This window comes from Lawsonibacter sp. JLR.KK007 (assembly GCF_036941135.1).
GTDB lineage: Bacteria > Bacillota > Clostridia > Oscillospirales > Oscillospiraceae > Lawsonibacter.
This window is the reverse complement of sequence record NZ_JAYWSY010000001.1, coordinates 451,248-477,696: the sequence shown is the minus strand read 5'-3', so window position 1 is coordinate 477,696 and position 26,449 is coordinate 451,248. Positions and strand designations below refer to the sequence as shown.

At 52.6% G+C, this 26,449-nt stretch carries 37 protein-coding genes; 3 read left to right on the top strand and 34 right to left on the bottom strand.

Annotated elements, in window-relative coordinates; translation table 11 throughout:
* Positions 1-41 precede the first annotated feature (41 nt).
* The 15 genes from VV088_RS02815 to VV088_RS02745 all read right to left on the bottom strand — a co-directional run bounded on the left by VV088_RS02815 (position 42) and on the right by VV088_RS02745 (position 11,079).
* Positions 42-971: a hypothetical protein gene (locus VV088_RS02815; RefSeq protein WP_334599283.1), complete on the bottom strand. Its 930-nt coding sequence runs from the start codon at positions 969-971 to the stop codon at positions 42-44.
* A 19-nt stretch (positions 972-990) separates the two neighbouring features.
* Positions 991-1,176 (bottom strand): hypothetical protein, encoded by a 186-nt coding sequence (locus tag VV088_RS02810; RefSeq protein ID WP_334599282.1) that lies wholly within the window; start codon positions 1,174-1,176, stop codon positions 991-993.
* 24 nt (positions 1,177-1,200) lie between these two features.
* Positions 1,201-1,791, bottom strand: a complete 591-nt coding sequence (locus VV088_RS02805) for a hypothetical protein (RefSeq protein WP_334599281.1) — start codon at positions 1,789-1,791, stop codon at positions 1,201-1,203.
* Between the two features lie 19 nt (positions 1,792-1,810).
* Positions 1,811-2,248 carry a DUF3879 family protein gene (locus tag VV088_RS02800; protein ID WP_334599280.1) on the bottom strand — a complete coding sequence of 146 codons (438 nt, stop codon included), beginning with the start codon at positions 2,246-2,248 and terminating at the stop codon, positions 1,811-1,813.
* Between the two features lie 50 nt (positions 2,249-2,298).
* Entirely contained in the window at positions 2,299-3,060 is a 762-nt protein-coding gene (locus tag VV088_RS02795; RefSeq protein ID WP_334599279.1) for a DUF4367 domain-containing protein, read from the bottom strand.
* A gap of 158 nt (positions 3,061-3,218) precedes the next feature.
* Entirely contained in the window at positions 3,219-3,530 is a 312-nt protein-coding gene (locus VV088_RS02790) for a hypothetical protein (RefSeq protein WP_334599278.1), read from the bottom strand.
* A 129-nt stretch (positions 3,531-3,659) separates the two neighbouring features.
* On the bottom strand, positions 3,660-4,190 hold the full coding sequence (locus tag VV088_RS02785; protein WP_334599277.1) for an RNA polymerase sigma factor: 531 nt from the start codon (positions 4,188-4,190) through the stop codon (positions 3,660-3,662).
* Between the two features lie 137 nt (positions 4,191-4,327).
* Complete coding sequence (locus VV088_RS02780; protein ID WP_334599276.1) at positions 4,328-4,963, bottom strand: hypothetical protein; 636 nt, start codon at positions 4,961-4,963, stop codon at positions 4,328-4,330.
* Complete coding sequence (locus VV088_RS02775) at positions 4,960-5,520, bottom strand: RNA polymerase sigma factor (protein ID WP_334599275.1); 561 nt, start codon at positions 5,518-5,520, stop codon at positions 4,960-4,962. Before VV088_RS02775 ends, VV088_RS02780 begins: the two co-directional genes overlap by 4 nt.
* A 193-nt stretch (positions 5,521-5,713) precedes the next feature.
* Positions 5,714-6,820 (bottom strand): hypothetical protein, encoded by a 1,107-nt coding sequence (locus tag VV088_RS02770; RefSeq protein ID WP_334599274.1) that lies wholly within the window; start codon positions 6,818-6,820, stop codon positions 5,714-5,716.
* Positions 6,801-7,292: an RNA polymerase sigma factor gene (locus tag VV088_RS02765; protein ID WP_334599273.1), complete on the bottom strand. Its 492-nt coding sequence runs from the start codon at positions 7,290-7,292 to the stop codon at positions 6,801-6,803. Before VV088_RS02765 ends, VV088_RS02770 begins: the two co-directional genes overlap by 20 nt.
* Before the next feature lie 503 nt (positions 7,293-7,795).
* Positions 7,796-8,143, bottom strand: coding sequence for a helix-turn-helix domain-containing protein (locus VV088_RS02760; protein WP_334599272.1), 348 nt, complete (start codon positions 8,141-8,143; stop codon positions 7,796-7,798).
* 318 nt (positions 8,144-8,461) lie between these two features.
* On the bottom strand, positions 8,462-8,761 hold the full coding sequence (locus VV088_RS02755; protein ID WP_160238807.1) for a hypothetical protein: 300 nt from the start codon (positions 8,759-8,761) through the stop codon (positions 8,462-8,464).
* A 253-nt stretch (positions 8,762-9,014) separates the two neighbouring features.
* Complete coding sequence (locus VV088_RS02750; RefSeq protein ID WP_334599271.1) at positions 9,015-9,656, bottom strand: hypothetical protein; 642 nt, start codon at positions 9,654-9,656, stop codon at positions 9,015-9,017.
* 52 nt (positions 9,657-9,708) lie between these two features.
* On the bottom strand, positions 9,709-11,079 hold the full coding sequence (locus tag VV088_RS02745; RefSeq protein WP_334599270.1) for an esterase/lipase family protein: 1,371 nt from the start codon (positions 11,077-11,079) through the stop codon (positions 9,709-9,711).
* 178 nt (positions 11,080-11,257) lie between these two features.
* Here VV088_RS02745 and VV088_RS02740 point away from each other — a divergent pair, with 178 nt between their 5' ends.
* From VV088_RS02740 to VV088_RS02730, 3 genes are read left to right on the top strand one after another with little or no spacing between them, the layout of a single operon-like run.
* The gene (locus tag VV088_RS02740) at positions 11,258-11,848 is read left to right on the top strand and encodes a hypothetical protein (RefSeq protein ID WP_300562291.1); all 591 of its coding nucleotides are present in this window, start codon (positions 11,258-11,260) and stop codon (positions 11,846-11,848) included.
* 58 nt (positions 11,849-11,906) lie between these two features.
* Entirely contained in the window at positions 11,907-12,623 is a 717-nt protein-coding gene (locus VV088_RS02735; RefSeq protein ID WP_334599269.1) for a DUF434 domain-containing protein, read from the top strand.
* Positions 12,624-12,634: 11 nt separating this feature from the next.
* Positions 12,635-13,192, top strand: a complete 558-nt coding sequence (locus tag VV088_RS02730; RefSeq protein WP_334599268.1) for an SMI1/KNR4 family protein — start codon at positions 12,635-12,637, stop codon at positions 13,190-13,192.
* Between the two features lie 128 nt (positions 13,193-13,320).
* On the opposite strand, the gene VV088_RS02725 is transcribed toward VV088_RS02730, so the two are convergent.
* The 19 genes from VV088_RS02725 to VV088_RS02635 form a co-directional block, all read right to left on the bottom strand.
* On the bottom strand, positions 13,321-13,545 hold the full coding sequence (locus VV088_RS02725; protein WP_334599267.1) for a hypothetical protein: 225 nt from the start codon (positions 13,543-13,545) through the stop codon (positions 13,321-13,323).
* A 116-nt stretch (positions 13,546-13,661) separates the two neighbouring features.
* Positions 13,662-14,228, bottom strand: coding sequence for an SMI1/KNR4 family protein (locus VV088_RS02720; protein ID WP_334599266.1), 567 nt, complete (start codon positions 14,226-14,228; stop codon positions 13,662-13,664).
* Between the two features lie 250 nt (positions 14,229-14,478).
* On the bottom strand, positions 14,479-14,778 hold the full coding sequence (locus VV088_RS02715) for an aminotransferase class V-fold PLP-dependent enzyme (RefSeq protein WP_334599265.1): 300 nt from the start codon (positions 14,776-14,778) through the stop codon (positions 14,479-14,481).
* Positions 14,750-15,292: a cysteine desulfurase family protein gene (locus VV088_RS02710; RefSeq protein WP_334599264.1), complete on the bottom strand. Its 543-nt coding sequence runs from the start codon at positions 15,290-15,292 to the stop codon at positions 14,750-14,752. The genes VV088_RS02715 and VV088_RS02710 overlap by 29 nt, the downstream gene beginning before the upstream one ends.
* Before the next feature lie 134 nt (positions 15,293-15,426).
* Complete coding sequence (locus tag VV088_RS02705) at positions 15,427-15,600, bottom strand: hypothetical protein (RefSeq protein WP_334599263.1); 174 nt, start codon at positions 15,598-15,600, stop codon at positions 15,427-15,429.
* Positions 15,594-18,467 carry an N-6 DNA methylase gene (locus VV088_RS02700; RefSeq protein WP_334599262.1) on the bottom strand — a complete coding sequence of 958 codons (2,874 nt, stop codon included), beginning with the start codon at positions 18,465-18,467 and terminating at the stop codon, positions 15,594-15,596. Before VV088_RS02700 ends, VV088_RS02705 begins: the two co-directional genes overlap by 7 nt.
* A gap of 14 nt (positions 18,468-18,481) precedes the next feature.
* On the bottom strand, positions 18,482-19,381 hold the full coding sequence (locus VV088_RS02695) for a hypothetical protein (protein WP_334599261.1): 900 nt from the start codon (positions 19,379-19,381) through the stop codon (positions 18,482-18,484).
* A 104-nt stretch (positions 19,382-19,485) separates the two neighbouring features.
* Complete coding sequence (locus VV088_RS02690) at positions 19,486-19,659, bottom strand: hypothetical protein (RefSeq protein WP_334599260.1); 174 nt, start codon at positions 19,657-19,659, stop codon at positions 19,486-19,488.
* A gap of 18 nt (positions 19,660-19,677) precedes the next feature.
* Entirely contained in the window at positions 19,678-20,721 is a 1,044-nt protein-coding gene (locus VV088_RS02685; RefSeq protein ID WP_334599259.1) for a hypothetical protein, read from the bottom strand.
* Between the two features lie 117 nt (positions 20,722-20,838).
* Positions 20,839-21,738, bottom strand: a complete 900-nt coding sequence (locus VV088_RS02680; protein ID WP_334599258.1) for a hypothetical protein — start codon at positions 21,736-21,738, stop codon at positions 20,839-20,841.
* A gap of 85 nt (positions 21,739-21,823) precedes the next feature.
* The gene (locus tag VV088_RS02675) at positions 21,824-22,075 is read right to left on the bottom strand and encodes a hypothetical protein (RefSeq protein ID WP_334599257.1); all 252 of its coding nucleotides are present in this window, start codon (positions 22,073-22,075) and stop codon (positions 21,824-21,826) included.
* Between the two features lie 15 nt (positions 22,076-22,090).
* Positions 22,091-22,399, bottom strand: coding sequence for a hypothetical protein (locus tag VV088_RS02670; RefSeq protein ID WP_334599256.1), 309 nt, complete (start codon positions 22,397-22,399; stop codon positions 22,091-22,093).
* 89 nt (positions 22,400-22,488) lie between these two features.
* A complete protein-coding gene (locus VV088_RS02665; protein ID WP_334599255.1) occupies positions 22,489-22,737 on the bottom strand; it encodes a hypothetical protein in 249 nt (82 codons plus the stop codon).
* 18 nt (positions 22,738-22,755) lie between these two features.
* Positions 22,756-23,604, bottom strand: a complete 849-nt coding sequence (locus VV088_RS02660) for an XF1762 family protein (protein ID WP_334599254.1) — start codon at positions 23,602-23,604, stop codon at positions 22,756-22,758.
* A gap of 44 nt (positions 23,605-23,648) precedes the next feature.
* Positions 23,649-24,107 carry a hypothetical protein gene (locus VV088_RS02655; protein WP_334599253.1) on the bottom strand — a complete coding sequence of 153 codons (459 nt, stop codon included), beginning with the start codon at positions 24,105-24,107 and terminating at the stop codon, positions 23,649-23,651.
* Positions 24,108-24,204: 97 nt separating this feature from the next.
* Complete coding sequence (locus VV088_RS02650; protein WP_334599252.1) at positions 24,205-24,618, bottom strand: hypothetical protein; 414 nt, start codon at positions 24,616-24,618, stop codon at positions 24,205-24,207.
* A gap of 54 nt (positions 24,619-24,672) precedes the next feature.
* Positions 24,673-25,164 carry a hypothetical protein gene (locus tag VV088_RS02645; protein WP_334599251.1) on the bottom strand — a complete coding sequence of 164 codons (492 nt, stop codon included), beginning with the start codon at positions 25,162-25,164 and terminating at the stop codon, positions 24,673-24,675.
* Between the two features lie 93 nt (positions 25,165-25,257).
* The gene (locus VV088_RS02640; RefSeq protein WP_334599250.1) at positions 25,258-25,464 is read right to left on the bottom strand and encodes a hypothetical protein; all 207 of its coding nucleotides are present in this window, start codon (positions 25,462-25,464) and stop codon (positions 25,258-25,260) included.
* A gap of 9 nt (positions 25,465-25,473) precedes the next feature.
* On the bottom strand, positions 25,474-26,439 hold the full coding sequence (locus VV088_RS02635) for a hypothetical protein (protein ID WP_334599249.1): 966 nt from the start codon (positions 26,437-26,439) through the stop codon (positions 25,474-25,476).
* Positions 26,440-26,449: the final 10 nt, after the last annotated feature.

The window sequence follows — 26,449 nt, the reverse complement described above, 5'->3', positions numbered from 1 at the left end:
TCATTCCCTCCGGATTTTGTTTGGATTTGTTCATTGTTTTATCACTCACCATAAATGATAAGGGCAGTCAAACCACTCCCATTCAAATACACATCCTGGCTATTCCCGACGCTCCCTTCGGTATAAAAAGTAACTCTCCAAATGTCTGCCGCGTTGTCATAGGCCAGGGAGGTTGTGTCGTATTCGATGGTACATTCATTCTGCGCCCGCTCTATGACCTGCTGTGGAGTGGCAATCACAGCTCCGGATGTGTTTTGAAAGCCATCAGTCTTTACGCCAGGATCACTTTTTCCCCACATTTGAAGAACTTCCTCGTAGGAAAATGGCAGTATTTCCACTGGAGAGAGGTCGTGGGGAATAACCGTCTGGATGATAGCATTTACAGTTTCCCGGTCTGCGTCAGACAGGCGGAGGCTCTGATTGGACTGCTCCAGCCGTTCATTGAATGTGCCGCACTCTGAATGGTAGTAGATCGTCCTGCCATCAAAGGTCAGCACGCAGTCGCTGGCGCAGTCCGTCGCATCAGACACCCAACTCCCGGCATCAAGGATTTGCTGGATCGTTTTTGCGTTCTCTTTTGACAGATCAAAGGCGCTGCCGTCCACCTGCGCCAGAGACATCTGTGCGGGCTGGGGATCTGGAGCAACTGGAGCAGTCTGCTGTTCATCATCTGCGCTGGTGACAGTGATACGCTCGATCTCCGCATTTTTGTGGTAATACACATTGACCGATGTGGTATCGTCCACCTTCCAGAAGTAGGCGTACTCCCCAGGCAGTTCGCCGTCGGCCTCGCCCCACGCTTTTTCCAGGTCTGCCAACGTACAGCCCTGCACCTGCTGAATCTGCTCACCGCCCCACTCTGCACCATTCTCTACGATCTCTTCAAGGGATGGAATTTTGTTCGACGAGGAACAGGCACAGAGGGCCAGCGCCAAAGATAGCGCAAGTAAAAGAACCGTGATTTTTTTCACATCAATGCCTCCTCGGTGCTTATTTCTTTTCCTCTTTTCTAAAACACAGAACAAGGCCAACCATGCTGACAACGACTGACAGCACAGGAATCATAACTCTCCCGAAATCTCCGCCGAGTATTAGAAGCCAAGGGTCAATTATGGTGAAGATTGCAAGCTGTATTCCAATTAAGATCAAGGCAATTCCCCGGAGCTGGTTTTTCATTGCGTCACTTCTCCTTTTTATAACTTAGTTGTCTTTTTGAGAATGGACAGCATTCTTAAACTTATCCAGCCACACCTGGTACGCTTCCGGATCAGTCTGTTGTAAATCTTTCTCCCACGCCGCGCTCCGGCTGCGGAACAACCTGATTGTCTTGAAGTAGTCGTAGCCTCCACTCTCACTCTCCTGCTTCAACTGACCCATAAGAGAATTCCAGCTTTTCATCAGCCGGCTATACATTTCATTTCGGCGTTGACTTGCCTCCAAAGCCGCATAGTCGGTAATGTCCAGCACAACCGAGGAACCGTCTCCATTGGGATCAGCTTTCAGCCATTCTTTTTCCTCAACGGATTCACCCGCAACATCCAGGGAAAGCGTATCCGTTCCATCTGCATAGCCGAGGCGGGTGAGCTTCAATGCTTGGAAGGCAGCACCCTCAGCACTGATGGACACCTTATCAAAGCGGGGGAGGGCATCGCCATGAATTTTCTCCGCAGGCTGGCCGGTTTCGGCGGTCTGATGCACAGGGTCAAAGTCAACCTGCTTGACAAAGGCTGCGTTGTTCACCAGTTCGGCGGGGAGCCGGTTCACTGGTGTCTGTGATACGATCAAAGACATTGTTTTACCTCCTATTTAATTACGCCTGCATATCCACGCCCTGCTGGTAGCCGTCCAGGATGCTGGTGTCAAAGGGCTTGCCCCAGTCCCAGCTGGGGTCCTGCTGGTGGACGTACTCGCCCAGCCGGGTGGCCTCGCTGTGGAAGATTTCATTCAGCGTCCAGGAGGCGCTGAGCCGCTGCTCCGGCGCAAGAGACATGGTATAGTCACGAATGACCTTGCTGATGTCCTCGCCGTCGCTGACCCCGTAGCCGTTCTTCATGTGGTCAAAGGCGATCTGCTTGACCTGCTGCACCACACCCTCGTCCACAGGGACGAGCTTCCGATAGTCGCCGGCGTCGTTCAGGCTCATGCCAGGCGTGCCGTAGGGGTTGACATGGGGCTTGCCCTGCTGCTTCTGGGCCAGCTCACCGATGCGCTGTTGCTGGCGGTTTTGTACCATCTGTGTGATTGTCATAAAAGTAACCTCCTAATGATTTGATGATTGCGTTTCACTGATGTTACCCATTACTCATAAATAGAATCAATCATCTGCTTCAGTTCATCCATTGTGATGTCACCGTTGATTGAACACTCTGCCGGACCGTTGGCCCAAAGAGCCACAGGCTGCCCAGCATTTGTAACCAGTAAGTGAGTGATACCTCCTACCTCATAGGAGATTGGGTCGCCCTCGTCCTTTTCAAAATGGCCAAAATTTTCTGAGTTCTTGTTTTCATCTCGCAAATATATATCTATTTGAATACCCAGTACATCCTCTCCCCGACAGTAATACGCAGCAAAAATGATAGTATCGGGAAACGTTCCGTTATCCACGATCAACTGCTCTATCACAAACCCCTCCGGCAGCCATTTCGGAACCACAGGACGATTTATACCATAGGCTGTCAGTGCCTCCTGGAGATCGGTATACTCTCCCGGTTCCTCCGGGATATGGAGGTCGTCCGGGTCTATGTATTCGATTTGCCCCGGCGCGAGGGTAATCTGCTCCGCCGTCCACTCGGCCAGCATCCTCCAGATGTCATAGCCAGCGGCGGCGGTTGCCACCGTAACCAGCATCAAAAGCGCGGCCAGCAGTGCGGCAAGCTGAACCGTCCGCAGACACCGATGCCGAACAGGGTGGTCTGCCTGTTGGATCAGCCTCTGCATCTTCTTTTCAAACTCCGGGGAAAAGTCCTGCTCCGGCAGTTCGTCTATCCAATCGCCATACTCCAAACGGGCCGCGTCCAGGATCACCCGGCGGGCCAGATCGTCCAACGCCTGATCTGTCAAACAAATCCCTCCTCTCATACTGTGCCAGCATCCATGACAGAGCTGGGATGGTTGTGAAAAGCTCTCTCATAATGCTTAACGCAGCGAGTGGCCGGATTCTCACAGGATTTTCAAAAAAAATTGAAAAAATTTTTCGCTCAGATTTTGAGGTGCAGAGTTCAGCGTATGCGCTTGTAAATATGCCCCTCCCATTCCCACTGGCAGTATAGATATTCGTCATATTCTTTGATGGAATAGATACGGAATCTCAGATCACCGCTTGTTGCGATCCCCAGGAAAGAGCCTTTATCCGTTCCGTTTACAGGCGCGGCATGGTCAAGCTCATATGCCGTTCCGTCCACAGTCAGATACTCCCATTCCGCCCCGCTGACCGTTCCGATCACTGGAGCGCCTGCCGTCTGTTTATATATGGCTCCTGAAATAATCAGCAGCAGGACAATGCCGCATAATAAAATGAGTTTCTTTTTCATGTCAACACCTCACAGCCTGAAACAGTCTCAAAAGCGAAAATCCGCCCCTCACTATGCTTAACGCAGCGAGGAGGCGGATTCTCACAAAAATAATCTGAAAACTTTTACGGCCTTTTAGGGCAGGGGCATCTACGCCTCCATCAAGAAGCCCTCCTGCTCCACGATGTCCCGCAGCATCTGGCGGCCGCGGCTGACCCGGGTGCTCACCGCCGACTTGGACAGACCCAGCTTGGCGGCGATCTCCCCGTCGGAGTAGCCCAGCAGCAGCTTCATCTCCATGACGGCCCGGTAGGTCTGGGGCAGGCGGGTGAAGCTGTCCACCAGGGCGTGGTAGTCGCTGACGGCCTCTGACGGCTCGGCAAGACCGTCCTGCTCCTCCAGCGGGGCGTCTCCCTTCCGCTTCCGCAGCAGGGAGATGCCCTCGTTCCGGGCGATGACCACGATTTGCGGAGCCAGGTCCTGGGCGGGGGTGTTCTGGAACCTGGAAAACTTCTTGATGATCTTCAAAAAGGCGTTATGTACCGCGTCCTCCGCGTCCTGGCGGTTGTGCAGGATGCTGTCCGCCACACGGTACATGAGGCCGCGGTATTTCAGATAAATCTGCTCAAACCGCACTTTTTCCTCCGGCGTGTCGAGCATTTGCAGATAATAGATCAGCATCGGCTGTACCTCCTGCTCCCAGGACGGGCGTGGTGTCAGGTATATACCTTCTTATCTATTATCGGCAAATGGGGTGAAAAGTTAAGATTTGCGGGGGTTAAGGGGGAGTTATGCGCACCTATGGCGTGTCGGGTACGCTATGAATTTGCAGGTTCGTATCGTGATTGCAGAGAATATGTTTCTCCATCTCTTTTTAGGAGGAAGTCGATTGGACTTCCTTGATACAAGACATCAATCCACTCATGATTACTTGGTCCAATAGGGCTCCTGATTCCTTCATATTTATAAAGAACCGAAATTTCTACAATCCATGTATCTGCTGAAATCTCACTCTCCTTCAAAGCGTAAATACAGGCTGTTTCGCTGTCCATCTCTATTGTGGAATGCAGGGTCACAGATAGTTCTTTATATTCGGTAACTCTATAAGTTCGTGTTTCATCCTTCGTCATCAAATCCTGCATAAACAGTTCCGCGAGTTTATACGCGGCATCCTCGGGAGGAATCCCCCCTTGTTCCTCGGAAATAATGGTGTTATCTCCAGTGAGGCAATACAACTTTGTATTCTCAATCGCGGTGGAGAAATAGTGGATTATGGCATAAGCCATAGCGGATAAGAGCATTACAGCTGTGACGATTGCCGCAATCAGCACAATCCTCTTGATTTTTTGGACAGGATGTTTTCTTATGCCGTTTTCTCCCACATAATTGATTGCCTCAATAATGTATTTATCGTTGATTTTGCCCAAAGCGTTTGAAAATTCTATTGCTGTCATAGTATCACCCCCTGTTTCGCTAAATAGTGCCGCAGTTGCTTTCGGATACGGGTCAGCCGGACGGACACGTTCTTTTCCGATAGGCCCGTCTGCGCCGCGATCTCCCCATAGCTGTCAGAGAACCAGTACCGGCGCATGAGCAGGACGCGGTTCTCCGGGGACAGGGCTTCCAGAAAATCCTCAATCAGCCGGACAAGCTCCTGTTCCTCCAGCTCCCCCCCCACGGTCCGGGGCGAGGCCAGACAGCCCTCCAGCTCCTCCAGAGCCACGGTGTAGCTCCCGCCGCCCCGCTTGGCCGTCCTGTCCGCGTGATACCGCATGAGGGAGAGATTGCGGACAATTTTGCACAGGAAGGCCAACAGCGGATTGGGCCGCGCCGGCAGGATGGCGTCCCAGGTTCCCAGGTAGGCGTCGTTCACGCACTCCTCCGCGTCCTGGCGGCTGTGCAGGATGTTGTAGGACAGGCTGTGGCAGACCTTGCCGTATTTGCCGTCCAGCTCCCGGATCGCCTGCTCTGACCGGGCGAAGAACAGTTCTATGATGGCGTTGTCATCCATCGGTGTATCCCTCCTTTCTGTCCCTCAACTGTCTACTATGGATTTTTCGGAAAATACTACATGTTGCGGCAAATTTTTTTGAGAGGATTTTTAGAGGGCAATTTCCCCACCCAGCGGATGACAGCCTGCCAGGTGAGGAAATTGCTGCATTGGATATTAAATTTTCCAGGAGATAGAGGGGAACTGCGTCAACTTACGGCTTGGTTGGTTCATCTGCGAATCCATCCAAAGGAATATCAATGCTGCCTTCTCCAATGCGTAAGGTAAGGGTCTGGAGCTGTGCAAGGTCTGTGATCTCGTTGAGCAGGAAGCTGCAATTCAGCTCCCGGTCACTCCCCGTGTTGCCCATGTCTGTCAGCGGTACAGTCTGCCCGTCCTTTGTGGTTAGCGTTACGCCGTCAACATTAAGTGCGGAGACCCAGCGGCCAAAGACCCCGCCAACAGCCTCGGGCGAATGGAGCGGAACGGGAGTCTCCCGCTCCAGCTGGAGCTGCAGCGTCATGGGGGACAGGTAGATGTTTGTCACTGCGATATTCACATCGTCCACCTGCCCGACCACCTGATCCATCTGCATACTCCGGCCCATGTCCTGCCAGGACACAGGGAATTGGCAGGACCAGTCGCCGGAGTAGACCGTAACGATGTCCTCCGCCTCCGGGTCAAACCGGATCAAGTCCACGGCGGGCATGGACAGCTCCTGGATGTCCCAATCCGGCTGAATGCCTTCGCTCAGCTCCATGCGGGACAGCAGGGTCAGATGGTTGTCCAAGGGGGCTCCATCGTCCAGCACATTTACATAATAGGTCCAGCTCTGACCCAGATCAATCGGCTCTCCAGCCGAATCAAGCAGGGAGGGCAGAGAGCCGTCCATTCCGCTGAATCCACGGAGAAGGTCTCCATTGACATCCTCGGCCATATCCAACACCGTCCCCTCGGGTGCGGTGAAGTCGGACAGGATCAGGATGGTGTAACGGTCCATCAATACCTGGGTGACATGGAGGGAAGCACCGTTGTCCTCCGTGGTAACGTCTACGGGCTGGGCGCCGGGGGCAAGCAGCTCCTGGGCCTGCTCACCGCCGCCCAAAAAGTCAATCAGTCTTTGATCAATGCCGATCACCACCGCTGCCGCACAGGTGACGAGCATCAACGCAGCCGCAACGCAGAACACAACCGCTTTTTTCAGGTTTTTCATGGGATGACCTTTCCTTTCTTCTTGGAGAAGGCGGGTCAGCTCACGCTGCATTTGCTCTGGAGTAGGTGCCAGCTGCTCAAACATCTGGTTAAGTTCTCTGGGGTCCATAGCCTTCCGCCTCCAATCGTAATTTTAGTTTTTTTCTCGCGCGAAGCAGCCAGGAACGCACAGTTGAGGGATTTTGCCTGAGTATTTGGGCAATCTCGTCAGTGGCATAGCCTTGGTAGTAGTGGAGGTACAGCACCAACCGGTATTTCTCCGGCAGAGCGGCCACCTGCTCCCAGACCAGCCCAGATTCTGGCTGGTTCCAGGTCAAAGTGTCCAGTGCTGCGGCGTCTTCCCGGCGGGTACGCCACCAGTGCTTCAGCTGCCCGCGGCACTCATTCCGCGCTGTGACGATCAGCCATGCTTTCTCATGCTCCGGATCACGAAAAGGCGTGTCCCGCTCAATCACTTTGCGGAAGACTGTTTGGGCAGCGTCCTCGGCATCAGGGGTGTTCTTCATCAGCATAAAGCAGATCTGGTACACCATCTTATACTGCCGCTGATAAATACCGGCGATTTCCTCTTGGGAGTACATCTCCGTTACCTCCTGTTCCCTGGCTCTATTTACTAAATTATCGAGGGAGGCATTTTGTTGCAGGGCATTAAAAAATTTTTTCCATCATATCGACCTTCACTATGGGCAACGCGGCCACCCAGCAGGGTGGTGGTCTGCTGGGTGACCTGGTACATTTATGGTCCAGTGTTTGTCCTGGGCGAATCATTCTCAACGATTGTCCATTCCCCGGTTTTTACATCTTCGGTCAGATAAAAATATTGTTCTGTGGGGCCATCATCTAAAAAGGTCTTAGTATGATCGTACCTCTCTGTCTTTTGAAGGTCCCTTCACCCTATAAGACAGCAAAAGGCAGGCAAACCTTACAACAGTTTTCAAAGATTTTCAAATTCTTTTTGTCCCCTGCCCTATCTTGGTTACAGAACCAGTAGAAGCAATAAATAATTTCAGAAAACAAAAAAACACAGGCGTCTGTCTGAAACAACAGCGCCTGCGCTTTTTGAGAAGAGAGCTGCAAAATGTCTTTATAGCCCCTCCAGAAGCTCCTCCGCTGACAGACCGTACAGCTTTGCCAGTGCGATCAGGTTCGAGGTAGACGGGTCCGATATGCCGTTTTCCCATTTGCTGACTGCCTGCCGGCTGACGCCAACCGCTTCCGCCACAAACTCCTGAGACATTTTACAGTGCACCCGGTTTTCCCGCAGCTTCTCTCCCAGTGTGGTTCGGACTGTCTTGGCCTCTTTTCTCGCTGGGCCGCTCTTGATGTATTTGCGTAATGCCCGGACAGCGAGAATAAGGAGATAGACAAACAGTGCGAACAGGGGGATAATGATGATAAGGGAAACCAGAACGATGCCCATTCCTGCGGCCATAAAATCACTTCCTCCTATCTGACCGGATCAACGCCTGGATCACGCGGACGATGCCATAGATGAACAGCACAAGCAGGGGAATCGAAATTAGGATAGTCCAAAATCCCGCAGCCATGAAATCACCTCCTCATGGGGCGATTTTACGGCATCAGGCCATGTTGCTGCTACCAACTATTCCGCAACTATGGGTTGCAAGCTGTGTTTTAGCCGGTTTTCACAACAAAATTGTCTCTCCAATTCCTTCACGATTTGCATCTTGTTCCTGCCGACAGTAGTCAGATGATCCAACGGCAAAATTGAGAACCAAGGCTCCTTCTATCACCGAGGCATTTTAGGCGGTTGTGTTCCCTCCGGAACAATATACCCTTCACGACACATTTCCTTTACGGATATGAGGTCACTTTCCTTCCAGAAATGTCCCGTTTCTGCAAGGCATTTATTTTGATACTTCCAGACTACCTCATTTGCGCGCTCTTCACTTATTTGTACTTGCCTTGCCTCGTCTGGTGTCACTTCAATTTCAACAATCCAGGATACGATTTCTCCAGCCATATAGCGGATATAGTACCTATTCTCTCTTTGATGTAATGATAGGCCATTTCCTGCAAATATCTCCATGTGTACCTCCAACCATGTACCTCAATACCCCGACGTTTCAAATCCGCCGCCAACCTTACATAGAACTCCCGCACATCGAAGCCCCAGATGTTCTCCCGGTTCAGATCCACCACGTCGCCGTGGGAGATATCCCACCTTCCCTCCTGCAGCTATGAAATCTCCGCCTCATGGGGTGATTTTACGGCGTCAGGCCATGTTGCTGCTGTCAACTATTCCGAAACTGTGGGTTGCAAGCTGTGTTTGGGCCGATTTTCTATGCGAAAATGTCCATCCGCATATATTTTTCCTTTAGTTCCCCAATGGCAATCTTATCCTTAAAATGGGTTTTTAGGAAAGCAACATCATCTTTAATACGTTGACATTCAGCCTCCCATCGTGAATCAGCTTCCACCAAGATTATTAGCTCACTTTCATTAGTGTTTCCCGCATCCGAAAATATAGTGTCATAGATGTATTCCGCTCCCTGTCCAACAATCACTGTAATATCAGACCAAAAGGAAGACCTTTGCAAGCCAGGCAACAATTTAGGATCATAAAAACAGCATAACGCAGAACTAAAAACTTCCAGCAACGGGTAAGCAATACTGCCCTCAACTTCAATTTCTTCATCAACCAATCGCTCGATTTTTCCGTCGATTTTATCTAAATACCGATAATATTTATCAAATTCCTGACCGTAGAGCTGTTCAAGGTTAATTTGATCCCATAGTGTATTGAAGCACGCCATTCCCCATTCTATTAGTTTGGGAGCTTTGTTCTCTAAAGCCCATTTTTCAAAAGGAGTCCATAATCGGCTCATACTAAGTCCCGCCAAAGTCAATGCTTGAACTTGATCCAACTCACTGGCTATTAAGCTAATTTTGCTATCCAGTCGAGTTAAAAGAGTATGTTTCATCGTTCAATTTTCCTCCAGAGAAAGTCTTTTAACATCCCTCAATGTATATACCTTAATACCCCCGGCGCTTCAAATCCGCAACCAGTTTTACATAGAACTCCCGCACATCGAAGCCCCGGATATTCTCCCGGTTCAGATCCACCACGTCGCCGTGGGAGATGCCCCGCTTCCCCTGTGGCTCCAGGAGGGTGAACCGCTCCCCCCACTTGGCCGACTCCACCGACACCAGCCCGTCGTTCAGGCCGTCGAAGTGCTTGACGATGGGGTAGGTCATATTCAGCGGGAGCTTGCCATGCTGGGCCTTCTTGCAGTAGGACATGACGCTCTCGTACACCACGCCGGGGACATCGTGCGTCACCTCGTTCCGGGCCAGACACGCACTCTCAGTCAGGTCTGTCACCGCTGCCAGGAAGTCCGGGTTGGGATCGCCCACCTGCTTCATCGTGGCGTTGTATGCCGCCGCGATTTTCAGCCGGGCGGCCTGGGGGACCTTGCCCAGCAGGTACTCGGCAAAGATGCAGCCCCGGTGCGGGGTGTTGATGGTGGTCAGGGTCGCCACATAGGGGGCCATCCCACAGTGGGCAATGGCGGCCCGGCTGTCCAGCCCGCCCTTGGAGTGGGCGATGATGTTCACCTTCCCACAGCTGGTATCCTCCACAATCTGCCGGATGCGCTCCGCCAGCTCTCTGCCGCTGTCCTCCACCGCCGCCGCGGACTGCTGCTGGCCGTAGTAGACCGTGGCCCCGTTGCGGATCAGTTCCCTTGGAATACGGCCCCAATAGTTGAGATAGCGGAAGTCCCGGAAGAATACGCCGTGAACCATCAGGAGGGGATACTTCGTCCTGCAGACCTCGCTCTCTGCCCGAACTTCGTCCAGCTCCCACTTCTGGGTCTCAAACTCCACCTCGTTACTGCAAATGCAGAGGATCTTTGCCAGATACCAAAGGTTCACCAAGGGAATCCAGCCGCACAGCGCCGCCAGGATGCGGTGCTTGATGCCCAGTTGTACCGAAGTGAGGTAGACCCGGATCATGCCGTTCCAGAAGACAATGGCCTCCAGGATCACCGCCAGCAGCAGGCCCATCGCGCCCCCAAAATACCCCCACCATTCAAGGAAGCTGTCCGCCGCAATATCGACACGCAGTACGTTCAGCCAGAGGAGCTGGAGCAGGACGGTGGCCGTGGCGGTCACGCAGAACAGCCACAACAGCTCACAGCCCTCTGCCAGCCGCTGGATGCGCTTGGTGGGGCCGGTCTTCGGAATGGGCCGGAGATTCACCCAGAGGAACGCCGCCTCCAGAGGCAGAAACAGCCACCCGGCACCGGAAACTGACCATTTGGCGTACAACAGCCAGACCAGCGGCAGGGCATTTGCCGCCGCCGTCAGCAACAGGCAGTAAACAATGCGCCTGACATATTTCATAAAACCGCCTCCCGTTCAACAGCGCCCACTGGCGCTTTTCTGCGTTTATAGTAGACCTTGCCAACGGGGTTGTCAAGGCGGGAGGTTGGACGGTTCTATCAGAAATCGGATTGAATTAGAAGTGGGATGCTGGTATAATCAAGATGATAAATCCTGATTTGTTGCGGAGGCAAATATTATGGATAGAAAAAACTATATTCAAGCTACAATAGAAAAATTTGGAATCGAACACCCGGAAGTGGAATTGAGAAGAACAATAATTTTAGATCAAGATATAGTTGATCTTGAAAGCAGGCTAAATATTATCATACCAAATGCAGTAAAAGATTATTTTCGGTCTTATACATTGTCCGTCCCATTTGTTACGGGGAAAATGCTGGGGGACTTTTCAATGACATATTGTGAAGAAACAGGCAGATGGCGTGAACTTGAGATAGAAGAAGAAATTGCAACGACAATTCTCCAGCTACCGTTAATGTTTCCCAATAAGGACTTGAGCGAATTTGAACGAAGCAATACGATATTTCACGGAACCGGATTCCTATACCTTGGCTTATATAACGAAGAATATTACGTTTTACTTGACTTAAAAAGTGAACAGGTGTATCAAGTGGACATGGCGCGAGTTCGCCCAACATTAGGAGAAGAAACCAGAGCGGATATTCTAAGATGGGCGCTTCCGTTCTTTAATAAATTTGAAGATTTGGTACGTTGCTTTTTCGGCGGCGAACTTTACGATGAGGATGAGTTGACATTCGATATTGAATGAGATGGAGAAAAGCAATTCCCGTTCATCGGAAAACTGACTATGAGGGACTGAACCCACCATGGAGGCTGTCAAACGCGGCTATATGCCGAAAGATACCGTTGAATTTGGCCCCAAGGCCACGTCCAAGCTGAACGCCGCCGCCCAGGAGCTGGCGTTCCTGCTGGACCGGGGCTACGACACCAAATCCGCCTCCACCTTCGTGGGCAACCACCACCTGCTCTCGGAGCGCCAGCGGCTGGCCCTGGCCCGGATGACCTCGCCCCACGCCGCCCTGGAGGAGCGGGAGCGCAAGCGTCTGCGGGAGGTGCCGGAGTCCCTGGTGCTGGACGGCTTCAACACCATCATCACCCTGGAGGTGGCCCTGTCCGGCTCTCTGCTCCTGGGGGGGATGGACGGCACCATCCGGGACCTGGCCGGTCTGCGAGGGAGCTACCGCATTGTGGACAAGACGGTGCGGGCGGTGGAACTGCTGCTGGGCCGGATGGAGGCCCTGGGGGTAAAGGATGCCCTGTTCTATCTGGACAAGCAGGTTTCCAACTCCGGCCGTCTCCGAGCGCTGCTGCTGGACAAGGCGGCGGAGCGGAGCGTCCAGGTCCAAGTGGAGCTGCACCCCAGCGTGGACGGCGTTCTCTCCCGCATGGAGAACGTGGTCACCACAGACGCTATCATTTTGGGCAAGTGTGGCAGCTGGTACAATCTGAACCGGGAGTTGATTGAGGAGGCCGTCCCGGAGGCGTGGGTGTTCCGGTTGAATGGACGGTCCGTAAAGAAGTAGGAGGCAAGAATATGCTTATATCTAAATTTGATATTTATGGTGTTTCTGACGAAATATCAACAATCGAAAGTCAGTATGAAATTGTATTTCCGGAACAATACAAGGATTTTCTGTTGCGCTATAATGGTGGCTACACACCTAAAACCAAATTCAAAGCAAAAGGGGTTTCTTCAGACATCAAAGGTTTTTACGGTATAGGTGCGGTTAGCTTTTCAGCAAGCCAAGAAATGATTTCATCATGGATACCTCAAAAGTTGTTTCCGATTGCCTGCGACTCTTTTGGGAATTACATTTTTATTGGCTTGGCCGACGATAAATGCGGAAAGATCTTTTTCTGTGACCATGAAAAAGGCATGAAACTTTCATTGCTCGCAGAAGATTTCCCTTCATTTATCCGTGTATGCAAAAGCGATAGAATACCAGAAGCCGCACTGCGCTCCATTGAGGAACGAAAAGCTGCGTTGATTGAGAGAGGACGGGGCCACATTATTACTCCCGCATTGATTGAACTGTGGCAAACGGAACTTGACAAGTATGGCAATATACAACAAGAAGAAGTGATAATATAGTTTTGAATACATCTGCGGTGTCCCCTTCGCCTGTAAATATCATATCCTAAACAACAGTCCCCGCTGGCAGGACCTTAACGGGCTTGCCAGCGGGGGTTATCATCTGCGTCCAGCACGGTCTGCCGTACTCAAATCAGGGAAATGGGGACAATCAGGTTATCCTGGTCAAAAGCTCCCAGCCTATCAGCCATGCACAGCACCGCCCCAGTCCCTCGCTCCAGGGGAGACTTGCCGATCAGCTCAAATACCTTTGTCAGCTTTTTCGGCGGAGCGGCCATTTTCTTGATCTCAATGGGGAACAGCTTCCCTTCCTGATCCAGCGGGTAAGATAGCAACGGAGCGGAGCAACGCAAACAGTCTTAACTTTCGCAAGCCAAGGTGGGCCTTGTAGAGCGCAACTCATACATGGTTGCAGACTATGTATAGAAATGCGCTTTTAATTTCTACAGGTGTTTTGTACTCCCAACACTTATAAACAAATAACATTCTTAGGATAGCTCTTTTTTCTCTGCTCGCATTTTGCCACATAAGGCTTTGCACTTTCAACAGGGTCATATATCCAACAGCCAGTACACCAGTCCAAAAGGCTTGTAAAGTCAACAAAAACAACATCTTTTGTGGGCATTTTCAAATCGTATTCTTCTTGGGTGTTGAAAGCAAAGAACGTCTCATCATGCTCCACACAATAAACATCCTCGGTCACACAATCGAGGATAATGAGTCGGTCTTTATTCATGCTACCAATACACAAGCATTTCATTTTCCAGTTTCCATTATTGAAATAAAACTCGTCATTCACTTCACTAATTTTCCACAAAGAAATCTCCACTTGCCCCACAACTTCATTGTTTGGTTCCCATAGCCACCTTTCTTCATGTGTGCTTTTTGTAGGGTCGCAAAAAGAGGGGAATGTTTCATCTTTTTGTATGACTTTTGGATAATACTTTGCACCATCGGGATGCTCCCGTAAAAATGCCTTATAGTCGGCAGGAAAAGAAAAGCCAATCCGTTCTTCTTTCGCTTCCACACTGTCCATCTTATCATTGCTCCTTTTTCATAATTCCAACCCCTCGACTACGTTGTGTTCCAACATAAACATCTGTGTGCTCCAGCATGGTGGTTTTGCCCACCCGCCGGGGGCCAGTCACCAGGAGGACAGGGTACTGTGTGGCGATCTGCTCCAGTAATCGCTCCATGTGACATTTGATATATATGTGTTCTCCTCTTTCTCCTGGTTATTTTTTATTATAGTCCTATTATAGCCGAAGTATAAGTGTTGCGCAAGCCTAAAGTGGCCGCTTGAAGGGGCTCCCGGCTCTTTTCCCCCGCAGTTCCCTCACGACTCCCGGAACCGTGCGCAGCACTTCATCCACTTCCGCTTGAGTGTTGTCCTCGCTCAGAGAGAGCCGGATCGCACCGGCCGCCACATCATGGGAGCGGCCGATTGCCAGTAGCACATGACTGGGCAGCAGAGAATGTGAGGTACACGCAGAGCCGGTGGAGGCGCAGATGCCGTGTTGGTCTAACAGCAGCACCAAGCTCTCCCCCTCGATTCCCTCAAAAGAAAAGTTTACATTTCCGGGCAACCGGCACGCCCTTTTTCCGGCATATTGCGCCGATTTCGGAGATGGGCTGAATGGAGCCTATCTCATTGTTGGCATACATGACAGTTACAAGGCAGGTGCCCTCCCGGATGGCCCGCTCCACCTGGGCAACGGAAATGATGCCACTGGAGGAAATATCCAGCAATTCGCCCTCATAGCCCTCTCGTTCCAGCTTCTTTAAGGTGTGCAGGACGGCGTGGTGCTCAATGGCCGTGGAGACGATGTGCCGCTTTCCGGTCTGTGCGCCTGCTTGGGCGGCGGAAAGGATCGCCTGATTATCCGACTCGCTGCCCCCCGATGTAAAGATGATTTCATCGGGAGAGACATTGAGGCAAACCGCAATACGCGCTCGGGCATCCCTCAGAGCTTCTGCGGCCCTTTGAGCGGGGGCATACAGGCTGGAGGGGTTGTACCAATCATCTTTCATAGACAGCAGCATGGCCTGGATGACCGCTGGAGTCATTTTTGTGGTGGCTGCGTTATCCATATAGATCATTTTATTTGTTTCCTTTCATGTTTGAAAAATGAAATTGGAAGCGCCATAAAAGCGGCGCTCCCAATCGGTAAAGTAAATCGGCCAACTTGACGCTGCGCTAATGCTGCATCGTAAACTTGATATAACAGACAAATTCACGCAATCATCTGCTCACCCCAGCGGATCTGGAATTTGCCTTCCTTGTCCACCTCCCGGCGCATCAGGAGGACCAGCAGGTTGTAATCGACGCCGAACTTCTCATAGATTTGGTCGAGGTCGGTATCCTGGCCCTTCATGAACAGGTTGATCTTCTCTTTCGCCATTACCATCTGGAGCAGATTGGACTCCAGACTGCCGGTGTAGTTGAGAAGTAGATGTCCTTATACTCCACCGAGGTATAGCGAATGAAGCGCATGTAAAATTGGCTCATGCCAGAGTTGTTGAAGTGCATCTCCGGAATCAGGATCTTGTTGACATACTCAAAGTTGACGCTGGAGGGAAGGCTCTGCTGGGTGCAGAGCAGTATCCCATTCCCGCTGTCACGCAGGGTCTTCCGCAGGGCCCGCCGCTGAGCAAAAGTCCTGGTGGAGCCGGTGAAGGTAAACAGAGGACGGTCAGGGAGATATTCACGAATCGCCTCGGCGTAGGCGTTCAGCACATTTTGATGCCGGACACCGATAGCCACGATCTCATGCTCCCATTGGGCTGCCACCTCCACCGCAGCTATGATCTTCAAAGGAGTATCACCCACATACTCATTCATAGTGTTAGGTGCGGCCGCCACCCTGAGCATCAGTGTAATCTGCTGCATCAACTTCAGCATGGCGTCCTTGCGTGAGTTGCCGGTGGAATTAAAATACTCCCACTGCACCCGATTGAAGTCCTTCATCACAATGTTATAGACATCCTTCTCCTCGGGAGTAAAGGGCAGCGGCACCTGCTGAATGCGCCGGATCTCCTTGCCCGTGACCTCCTCAAAGGTACGGGTGATGACCGTCTTGCCCAAGATGTCGTTCAGCTCGTTTGCGTTGTAGATGTCCTGGGTCCGCTCACCGATACCGAATACCGTTGGCTTTTCAGGCAGATGGCAGGAAGAGAACAGGGAGTACCCGCGCTTATAGGCGGGAATGGGATGGCCATAGTAACTGTTATAGTCGCTGCCCATATACTCACTGTCCTTATCGTAGGAGTAAACCTCCCTGCACCATGTAATCATGTTAATGGAATTGTTGTAGAGCAGTTCCAGCTGGGGAGCAAATTCGGAGATGTTGTTTCGGGTGCTGGTGCCGGTGGTCAGCAGCTTCATCCGGCAGCGGCGGAAGCAGGACAGAGTTGATTTCGCCCGTTTGGAATGGGGATTGGATATTTCATCGCTTTCATCCAGAGCCAGCATGATATTCTGATGGCGCCGTTTGACCCACTTCTTGATCTGCCGCTGGAGCATTCCCAGCTTGTTCAGTGTCACCAGGACAAAATCGCCGGGCTTGATCCGCGCCAGATCCTCCAAATTTTCCACGAACACATAGGATAGCCCATAGTTGGGCAGAACCACATCCCAGTTGTTGCGGATGGAGATGGCTGAGGAAACCACCCAAGTGGAGTGGATACCTTGGTTTTGCATTCGGTACAGGCCCATGGCGATAGCGGCCAGCGTCTTACCGCTGCCCTGCTCCCACTGGAGCATTCCATACCGCTTCTGGAGCATCCGGTTGATGTCCTGGCGCTGAATGTCATTTAGGTAGATGTACTCCTCGTTCTCAGCGTCCCATAGGGTAAACTCCTTCAGCCAGGCAGCAATGGCCGGGTCCTCTGGCATATCAGCAAAGGGCTGGCTCTGATTGTCATACTCCCGGCGCTTTCGGCGCAGCAGGCGTTCAAAGCCAGGAAACCGCTCCGGCTCATTGTCCAGCACCGCCTGATGGACGGGGACAGGTGTTTTCATGTCGTCGGTCAGCGTACTGCGGATTTTTGCACTGTACGCCTTATAGACAAAGTTATCGTTCTGTTTGACCAGAGCGATGACGTCCCGCTCCGGCTTCCGGTTCTGCTTCCGCAGCGCCCGGCGCAGGTAGGACAGCACCTTGGCCTCCGTTATCTTGGTTCGCTGCCACTCCTTGTAATCCATATCCTTCGGCATTTCCTGGGTATAGAACCGGTGCAGATACTCGCAGCACTTGGCGTACTGTTCCCTGGTAGCAGGGTGAACCTTGATCTGGTAAAGCATCTTCTGGGTCTGGTAGACAAACTCCTTGGATTCGCTGTGTTCCTTCGCCAGCTCCAGCAGCACATGGGACTTGTTCTTCTCCAGGTCGGCCTTGGGCAGCAGAAGCATCTGCTCATAGATGTGCTGTGCCTCTCTCTCCGGCTTAAATCCATTGGGGAGCGTTTTTGTCAGCTCCAGCGCATAGCGGCGGGCCTTCCAGTCCTTGGCCTCGCTTTTCTTCTGCCACAGCTGGAGCTTTGTGGGAAACGACTCCACGCCCAGACCGGCAAATGCGTCATCCGGCAGGCCAATCTGCCCCAAAAAGCTGAACTGGCGCTCCATCTCCCGGATCATCGCCTTATCTGAAAAATCATCCGCCAGGAAAGACCGGGGAACGATCAGGGCCAGGATACCCAGGGGCTTCAAAAGCTCTGCCGCCTTGTAACAGTAGTACAGCTGGGACAGGACCTCCTTGCTTTCCCCCGTCCACCAGCGAAGGTTGAACGGAGGATTGCCCACCACATAGTCAAAGCGCAGCTCCGGCTTGTAGGTTCGGATGTCGCCAGGGGTGATGTTGGCGGCGGGAAACAGGTAGCGAGCCACCTTGCAGGCTTTAGCGTCGATCTCGCACCCGTAAAGATTGGACTCCACAGGGAAGAAATTGAAGAAGCTGCCCTTGCCGCAGGTGAGGTCTGCCACCAGATCAAATTGGGAGGGCTTGAGGACTTCGGCCACCAGCTGGCAGAGATCCGGCGGAGTAAAGAACTGCCCGTTCTCGATCTCCTTTTTCGCCTCGCTGTAGCTGTGGTAGTTGTCAAAGTCCTTCCGCTCCAACCCATGCAGGCCGCCGTCACCGGTGTAGGCATTGTAAATGTCCTCGCCAGTGATGCCGGCCTGGGCAGCGGTGCCGCTGTCGATCAGGTAGAGAACCTTCTCGTTGAGCGCCCTGCGGCTCTCCGCATCGGACGGCCCGGGATGATATTCATATTTCATTTTGACACCCCCCTTCAGCTGGCAGTGCCCAGATACTTGTTGACAAACTGCTCCGCGAACTGCGGCGAATGGAATTTCAAATCCACCCGATTGTTTTTGAACAGCTTGATCTGCTTTGCCTTTTCACAGGTGGGAAACTCCACCACATTTTCCTTCAGTCCCTGATGGCCCAGCAGCAGAGAAAACCCGATAGGGAGCACGCAATAGCTGTCGGTCTCAAAATGCGCCAGCCCCCAAAGAATGTTCTGCATATCCTCCTGCACCTCCCAAATATCTTTGGACCAGCTTTTGATATTGCAGAAATAACCAGTAAAACGGATGGTGTCTTTTCTGAGTTCAAATCTCGGCTTTTGTGTGTTAGCGTCCCATGCGGCGCTATGGCATTTACAATACAGCTCGTGGAACGCCTGCTCAGAAAAGCTGCGGCCGTCCAGCTGGAGAATGATCTGATCTACTACGTCCTGATAGCGGATGGTCAGCGCCTGTATCTGTTCACGGTACTTTTCATAGCGTTCCGGATAGTCTCTCCGCCAGTCATCGTCCGGCTCCTTTGGAACCAGTACCTGGGATATTTCCCAAGACTCCACAGAAACTTGGTAGGTGGAATTGAAATGCCGGGTCAGGTTCCCAATGAAATCAATGTGCAGAGCCTTGATGTGATTGTCGATCAAACACTGCGAAATAGACGGCCCATTGCGGGAGGCTAGATAGTCATAGTAGAAAGGGCCTTCGCTGTCACCAAGCAGTTCGGTCTGGGCCCGATTCATGTCCGCCCAAAAGAACGCCAGCTCCTGAAAGCTGCTGATGGCCGTCTCATAGGCTTTTTGATGAAGCTCGCAGTATTCCTTATCCATTTCTGTAATGCGGTGGTCCGCCTGGATCTCCACCGCCGCAAATTTTTGTAATAACTCCACGGTCGTTCATTCCTCCTTAGACGCAAAAAAGGCCCGGCAGACGTTTATCGTCTGCCGGGCCTTTGTTTCAATTTACTGCATGATTATAATGCGGCGTCGCTGTTCTATTCCTGCCCACCCAATAACTCCTGGTACTTGGGCCAGTCCGTTTCGGGTACTTTCAGGGCTGTCATGGCCTGCTCAATCGGCCAGCCTGTGTTCTTCATAAGGTTTTTGATAGAAGATAAAATACCATCGGACTGCCCTTTTTCCCACACGCCTTGACTGAAGTTGCACATAACAGGTTCCTTTCATCGTCAGTTGGACTGCGCATGGCCCTTCAACGCTTCCAAATACTTGGGCCGGTCTGCATCCGGTACTCCCAACATCGACATAACCTGCTCAATCGGCCAGCCCGTATTCTTCAAGAGGTTTTTAATGGAATTGAGCATATTCTGCATAGCGCCGGCCTCCAAGCCTTCTTTCCGGCCAGCCTCCATTCCTTCTTTCCGGCCAGCCTCCACGCCTTCTTTCCGGCCAGCTTCCATGCCCTGTTCCCACACGCCTTGACTGAAATTGCACATGACATCCACCTTCCTTTCCAAAGTCTGTGTCATTGGAATATCAAAATCCTGCTGCAAAATGTGCCGCTTTTTCTCCGCGCCAGTCTCCGAGGAGAAAAGCACGTCCAGCAGTCTCAGCACATCGGGTTCGCTCCTGCTGTTTGACCCGCCCAGGCAAATCATCACGGCGGTCATCAGATCGTAGTTCTCAACCGGCTCCTCCACTGTACCGATCAGGTTCTTCTCGGTGATGGAATAGCTGGTGATGGTGTTCTCCCGGCCCTTGGGCGGTTTCATACAAACCCAGATTGACGCCACTTTTTTTATGTCCGAGTAGTTTGCGGCAACAAATTCCGTACCGTACTGGGCGGAAATCATCCGGCTGCAATAGTATATGCCCCGCTTGATGACCGGATAGCCGGGGTAAAAATTGTTCTGTCCTTCGACATTTAAGATCATGCGTATCTTTCCGCTGGACGACGGCAGGGACGCCAAAAAACGTATGTCGTAGGTGACCGTCCCCTCCGTCTGGGAGGCATCCTCTGTGTTGATCCCGTGAATAACGGTGGCCGCGTTGGTTTCGTCCGGCATCACCGGAACCTCGGACACCTGCGGTTCCCCCTCAATGTACCGGGAGGCGATGTCCTTGACATCACAATCCCGAAATTCCTCCACGCAGCTTTTGACGATCCAGGCCAGAATGATTTTCTCGGACAAAAGCCGCTTGCAGGCCGCATCATAGTTCGCCCGGTCATCCGCCGTGCGGATGCTCTTAGAAATGGTCGTTTCCAGTTCCACAATGTCACCCTCTTATATTGATATTTTAGCATAGCTGAAGAGAAAAATCCACAGCATTTTTCAGCCGCTGTCCCGCATCCAGCAAAGTTCTTACTTTTAGGCCGGCGTTCCAGCCGCTCACCAGACTGTGCCGAGGTAGCCGGACACAAATTCCCGGGCGTAGCCCTCGCCAGTAAAACGGATGTCCATGCGCCCGTTCTTAAACAGCTTGATTTTCTCCAGCTTTTTGCAGTCCTCAAACTCCCACAGGTCGTACCACAAGCAGCCCTCCTCAGACAGCAAGTCGTCTATCCCGTCCGGGTATTGACCAAAGGCCCCAGTCTCAAAATGGGCCAAAGCCTTCAGGATGTTTTTCGCGCCGTCATGGATGTGCCACTGCTCACTCCTTCTGTAATAGCCATAGTCACAGGCTCCGCTGAGGATTTTTACCAGATTCCGTTTCTGTTCAAAGTTGGCCTGATGGTCATGTTCACGCCAGGCGGCGAGATGGCACCGCTCCACCAGCTCATAGGGGGCCTGCTCCTCGAAAGTCCGTCCGTCAAACCAGGACAGGATCAGCGTTGCAATATCCTCATAACGGAGGATAACCGGGGTGAAGATAGACCAGTCCACTGTTTCCTCATATCTGGCGTAACAAAATTTCTCCAGGTGCAGACCGCTCACCACATTATTTGCGTCCACGGTCAGATGATAGGTGCCGTTCAGATAGGACACCACCGTAAAAATAAATTCCTTATGCAGCAGCGAAATATGTTCCATGATCGCGCCTACCGTGATTTCCGGCCAGCACTCGGACACAAGATATTTCCGCTTCCATTCGTCATCCTGATCCTCCGATCCAGATAACATTTTCTTCTGCCGGCTGCATATATCCGTCCAGAGCGCCGCAATCTGATAGAAGCCCTCTGCCGCGTCCTGATATGCCTCTTGCTGATGCTGGCAGAATTGACGGTCCGCCTCGGTCATGCAGTCTGCCGGCCGAATCTCCACCGCCGAAAACTTTTCCAATAAGTCCATACTGCCTCCTCTTGCCTAAAATGGCCTGGAGGGAGCGCCCGCGCAAGGCGGACGTATTCCCTCTAGGCTTCTGTTCAAACGGTACTCAGTACGGGAAGTGCCCGCCGGTGGAGTAGTTCCACTCAATGGTGCCATCCGCATATTGAATCACACCATGAGCGGTCAAACGCCAACCGTCCTTTACACGCTCCATATAGGCAATATGCTCACCCAGGGAGAGGAACCTCTGCTTCTGCGCATCGTCCACATAGAACGTGTTGCCGGTGCAGAGATATTCTCCGCCATTTCGATTGCGGTAGGTCTGGCCGGCAACTGGAATGATGTACTGCTTCTCCATCTGCCATACCTCCGCTTACAGCTCAAAGCTGCAATCCAGGAACTTGCTGGCGGCCTCATAGCCGCTGTCCTGCAAGAACTGGCTGATGTCGCCCAGGGCCTTCAGGTAGGGCGGGCGGAACTGGCGCACCTCCGAGAAGCGCAGCGTCTCGCCGGCCGTGGGGATGACCTCCACCAGCCCGTCCAGCATCTCAGGCTGCGTGGCGCACAGTGCCAGCAGGGCGTCCATCAGCGGAATGCCGCGGTCGCCCGTTACCCGGAGCACCGCGCCGCCAGACTGGTCAATGCGGTCTCTGCGGCTCAAATAATCGTAAAACTTGTCCATACTATACCAACCTTTCCATTTTCCACCGTACTTTAGATGCGTACCGTGTTAAAATTCCTTCATTTGACTGTTTCGCCGGCGGGTATCCTTTACCCCACAACGATAACAACGGTATTTTCCGGATCATACTTTTTCCCGCGATAGGGCTTCACGGCGACATTAACAAATATGCCTCGTTTGTTCTGCTGGCGGTTTATCTGGCTTATGACCTGATATACTTCCGATTTAGCCACATAATAACGCCGCAGTTTAAGCAGCCCCATAAAACTGCCGTTCCGATTTCGCGTCATTTCCCCGGACAGCCGCTCCGGGGAGCTGACTTCTTTCTCCGCGCTCATTTTATCTCCCCTGTTCTTTTATTGGATATACAGCACCCAGCGGAGCTTTCCCCCCGCCGGGTATCGGTCGGTGTCTCTGGGCCGGGAGGGGCTGTTCCAGCCGTTACGAGACGCTTTGGTAACGCCGTCCGGCTGAAAGCCCACCGCCCGGAGACTGCTTCCGCTCTCTTCCGGGAGCGTATAGGTTAGGAACCGGCGATACCCCAGCTCGCGCCCGATGCGGATAGCCCGGGCGTAGAGACAGCTGCACACGTCCGCATAACGGGGGTCGGTACAGCAGCGGTTGATCTCCAGCGTCTCGCCGTCCATCTGATGGCGGGCCTTGGGGATGCCGGCGACAGCAACGCCCACAGGCTCCGGCTCTCCGGGAACACGCAGGCAGAGGGAAAACTTGTGAAACTTCGGCCCGGCGTTGTGCCGGTGATAGCGGTCAATGTAGGCGCCGGCCTCCTGGAGCGTGATGGGGACGGCCTCCAGTCTGGTGACCAGACTGGAGGTGATGCCGTCCACACAGTAAAGCCGGCCATAGCCGTCCTCGGTATCCGCAAGCACATAATCCCCGCACTTGCGCCGCACTGCCAAGGTCTGCTGCCGCCGCTTGTCCTTCAACCGCATGGACTGGGGAGGCAGAGCAGACAGCAGGCTGTCAATGTACACTGGCAGTACCGGGGCAGCTTTCAGCACCGGGTTCTCTAACGCCCATCTGGAATCACTGGTGTGGAATGCCCGCAGATGATAGGGCATCCTCCAGTGCAGCGTGTCCATCAGGCGGTCAAAAGCGGCATCGTCCAACATTGCAGAACAGCGGTAGGACTGTCCGTTCAGTTGAGCCAGGAACACATGGCAAACCGGCCAATCGTTTGTCATTTCTCAAAACACCCTTCCTCACGTCATTCAAACCCACTTGGATTTCATTCATCCTCCTTTGGCGCAGTTTGCTCCACATACTGATTTTCACGGGCCTTATCACTCTGAAAACGAAGAAGCACCTTGACTGTCCCATCTTCCATATGGAAGAAGCAGGGCCGCAGTCCATCGTCGATCTCAATTACCTCATCGTCATAGATAGGAACGCCGAGGACCTCAGATGCAGATTTGAACTTCACTTCCTTCCAAAAATTGCGGGCAGACAGAGCGGTATGGCCGTCCGACCTGACAGCGAACTCATGACCGTTGGGCGTATTCAAAAGGCCCTTTGCTTGCAGCAGGCGGTGAAGATACCAGGCGTTCACATCCTTATAGGCATAAATCCGGTACTCCACAGGGCATTTCAGCTTGGGGCACCAGGACGGCGGGTAAATCTTTGGGTCACGGGGTTTGAACCCCCTGGTCTTTTTGCCGCCCTGGCAGTATCTCTTGCCAAATTCCAAAAATGCGCCAGGGATTTTCTTCGGAATAGACTCTCTGTAGGTGAAACAGTTGGGACAATCACTGCATCGAAAGCGATATATTTCCTCTCTCGCCATGTCATACCGTCCCTTTGCTGTCAGGTCCGGACAAACCCGCAGCCAACATAGTGACTGCGGCCTGAAAGCCGGCCGCATACGCTTTCGCCCGGTCTATGTCATTTCTCCGGGCGATCAGTGTAAAAATGTTATCAACCTGCGCCCATGCTTCTGGTGTAACCTGCGATCTGACAGCCTCCTGGGCCGCTTTGATCTCCGCTGCACACTGAACCGACTCCTCAGAATCCGGCCCATTGCTGGGGTTATAGTTCCCCCAGTACAATTCCGTCAGAAAATTCTTCGGAACCTCCTGTGTCACGCGGATGCAGGAGGGCGGAGCACTGAGAGACCCCGCAATTTTTTGCAGCGCATCGGCAATCTGTGGGAGCGTGCGCCCGTAAAAGTGCCTTCCCATCTGCGTCTCATAAAAATCCATGATATATTCCTTTCCGTCCGCTCAACCAAGCGGACTTTTTTGCACTGGAACCGCCTAAAATCCGTTCCAAATCTGCTGCCCACAGTATTCAAAACACTCCGCGTCGTTGCAGTCCTCTGGCGTCAAATCCGCAATCCGTTTCCGGCTCCTGGACATGAACAGCATGGACTTCATCGGCGGCATCGGGGTTTTGTCACAGAGCAGGTTGTCTACGCCCAAGATGGCGGCGTAGGTCTCCGACTCATGCTGCTGGACATACTGGTAGAAGTAGTTTCGATGAAAGGGACAGAAGGCACAGGCACTGGCCTTGGCGTCCAGCCCCCACTTCTCCAGAATGTAAAAGGGAATACCGGCTTCATCGCAGACACAGTGAATAAATTCCACCTGCTGCTTCACCCAGACCGGTTCCAGCCCCAGGTCACAAAAGATGATCGCGTCATAAATTGGAATGTCTGGGTACAGGCTGGTGCCAGTGATGGCCTGCTCACAGGCCATCAGGGCCAGCGCCGTGGACTGCATTCCGACGCCGCAAGCCAGAATCTTCATGTCTGCTCTACATCACGCTCCAACATTACTGTACCAATCCTCGCAGTCATGTCCGTCACAGGTACACCAGTTGATCTGTTTCTCGTTCATGTGTCAGCCTCCTTCATTTTCGGTGGAAATGGGCTCTCCATTGTCATCCACAGGCCCCACTTTGTTGTCAATCTCATGCCCACAGTATGGGCAGACATGGAAAATACGGTATCCGCCGGGAATATCCACTTTCCCATATTTGGCTTCTTCCAGCGGCACGGATTTGCCGCAGTTTTGACAGCAGCCAGGATAGTAAATCGCAATTCTCATAGACGCCTCCTATGCGGCTTCCTCTGACGCCTGGGCTGTAACAGCCTGGATCAGAGCGTTCATGCAGTCGAAAAACTTCTGTGAACAGCGGCCGCCTTTTCTGCGAAGATATTGCAGATATTCACACTTTCCGTCCTGGATGGTGGCGCTGTGCAATTTGTCATTGATCCAGCCTTGGGTACGGAGCGGAACGTCCACCTGATACTGCCGCATCAGGTAGTTGATGATGGAATAGGAGCTGGCGCTGTACCGGCTCTGATAAAATTTGACGGTCGTGTTTTTCAGTACACCGCCTTCCCGAATGACCTGAAGAGCCGCCGAAACAGCCTGCTCCGCCACCCGGTTTTTATCCCCGCAGTACGCCCGTTCCTCCTCAACGGCACGGGCCTGACGGGCGGCTTCCTCCGCCTGCCGCTTTGCCCGATAGGCCGCAGAGAGTTCCACACATTGGGCAAGTTCATTCATCACCAGTGCGCCTGTGAAATCCGGGAACGACTGACCGCCGCTCTCCTTCGATTTCAGGTAGGCGCTGAAATGGTCCTCTAACAGATTTTGGATATACTCCGTCTGCCGGGCAGGGGCTCCGCCATACCGCTCAATTTCGCTTCGTTCCTCTGCCATTGCCGCGCTGACCGCCTCACTGCCGTCGGATTCCTGGAGGGCGTTGAGCCACGCCGCCCGCTTTTCTTTGCCGCCGTACAGCTTTTGGGCCGCAGGCTCAAAGCCGCAGATTTCAGTCAGGCTAAACTCCGTCAGCCCAAGGGGGGCAAGATAGCCGTTGATCTCCACATAAAGGATGTACCGATCATTGCCGGTGCGGGGATAACTCTGATCCGGGTTCCCAGCGGCCCGCCACAGCCGATAGGTCTGTGTGCCATCCGAGATTTCCTTTTCCAATACAGCCCGCATCCTACGGCCCTCACGATTGAAATTGCCATCATAAAAGAGCGGAGTCATCAGCTTACTGTGTTCCATATGGTCCTCC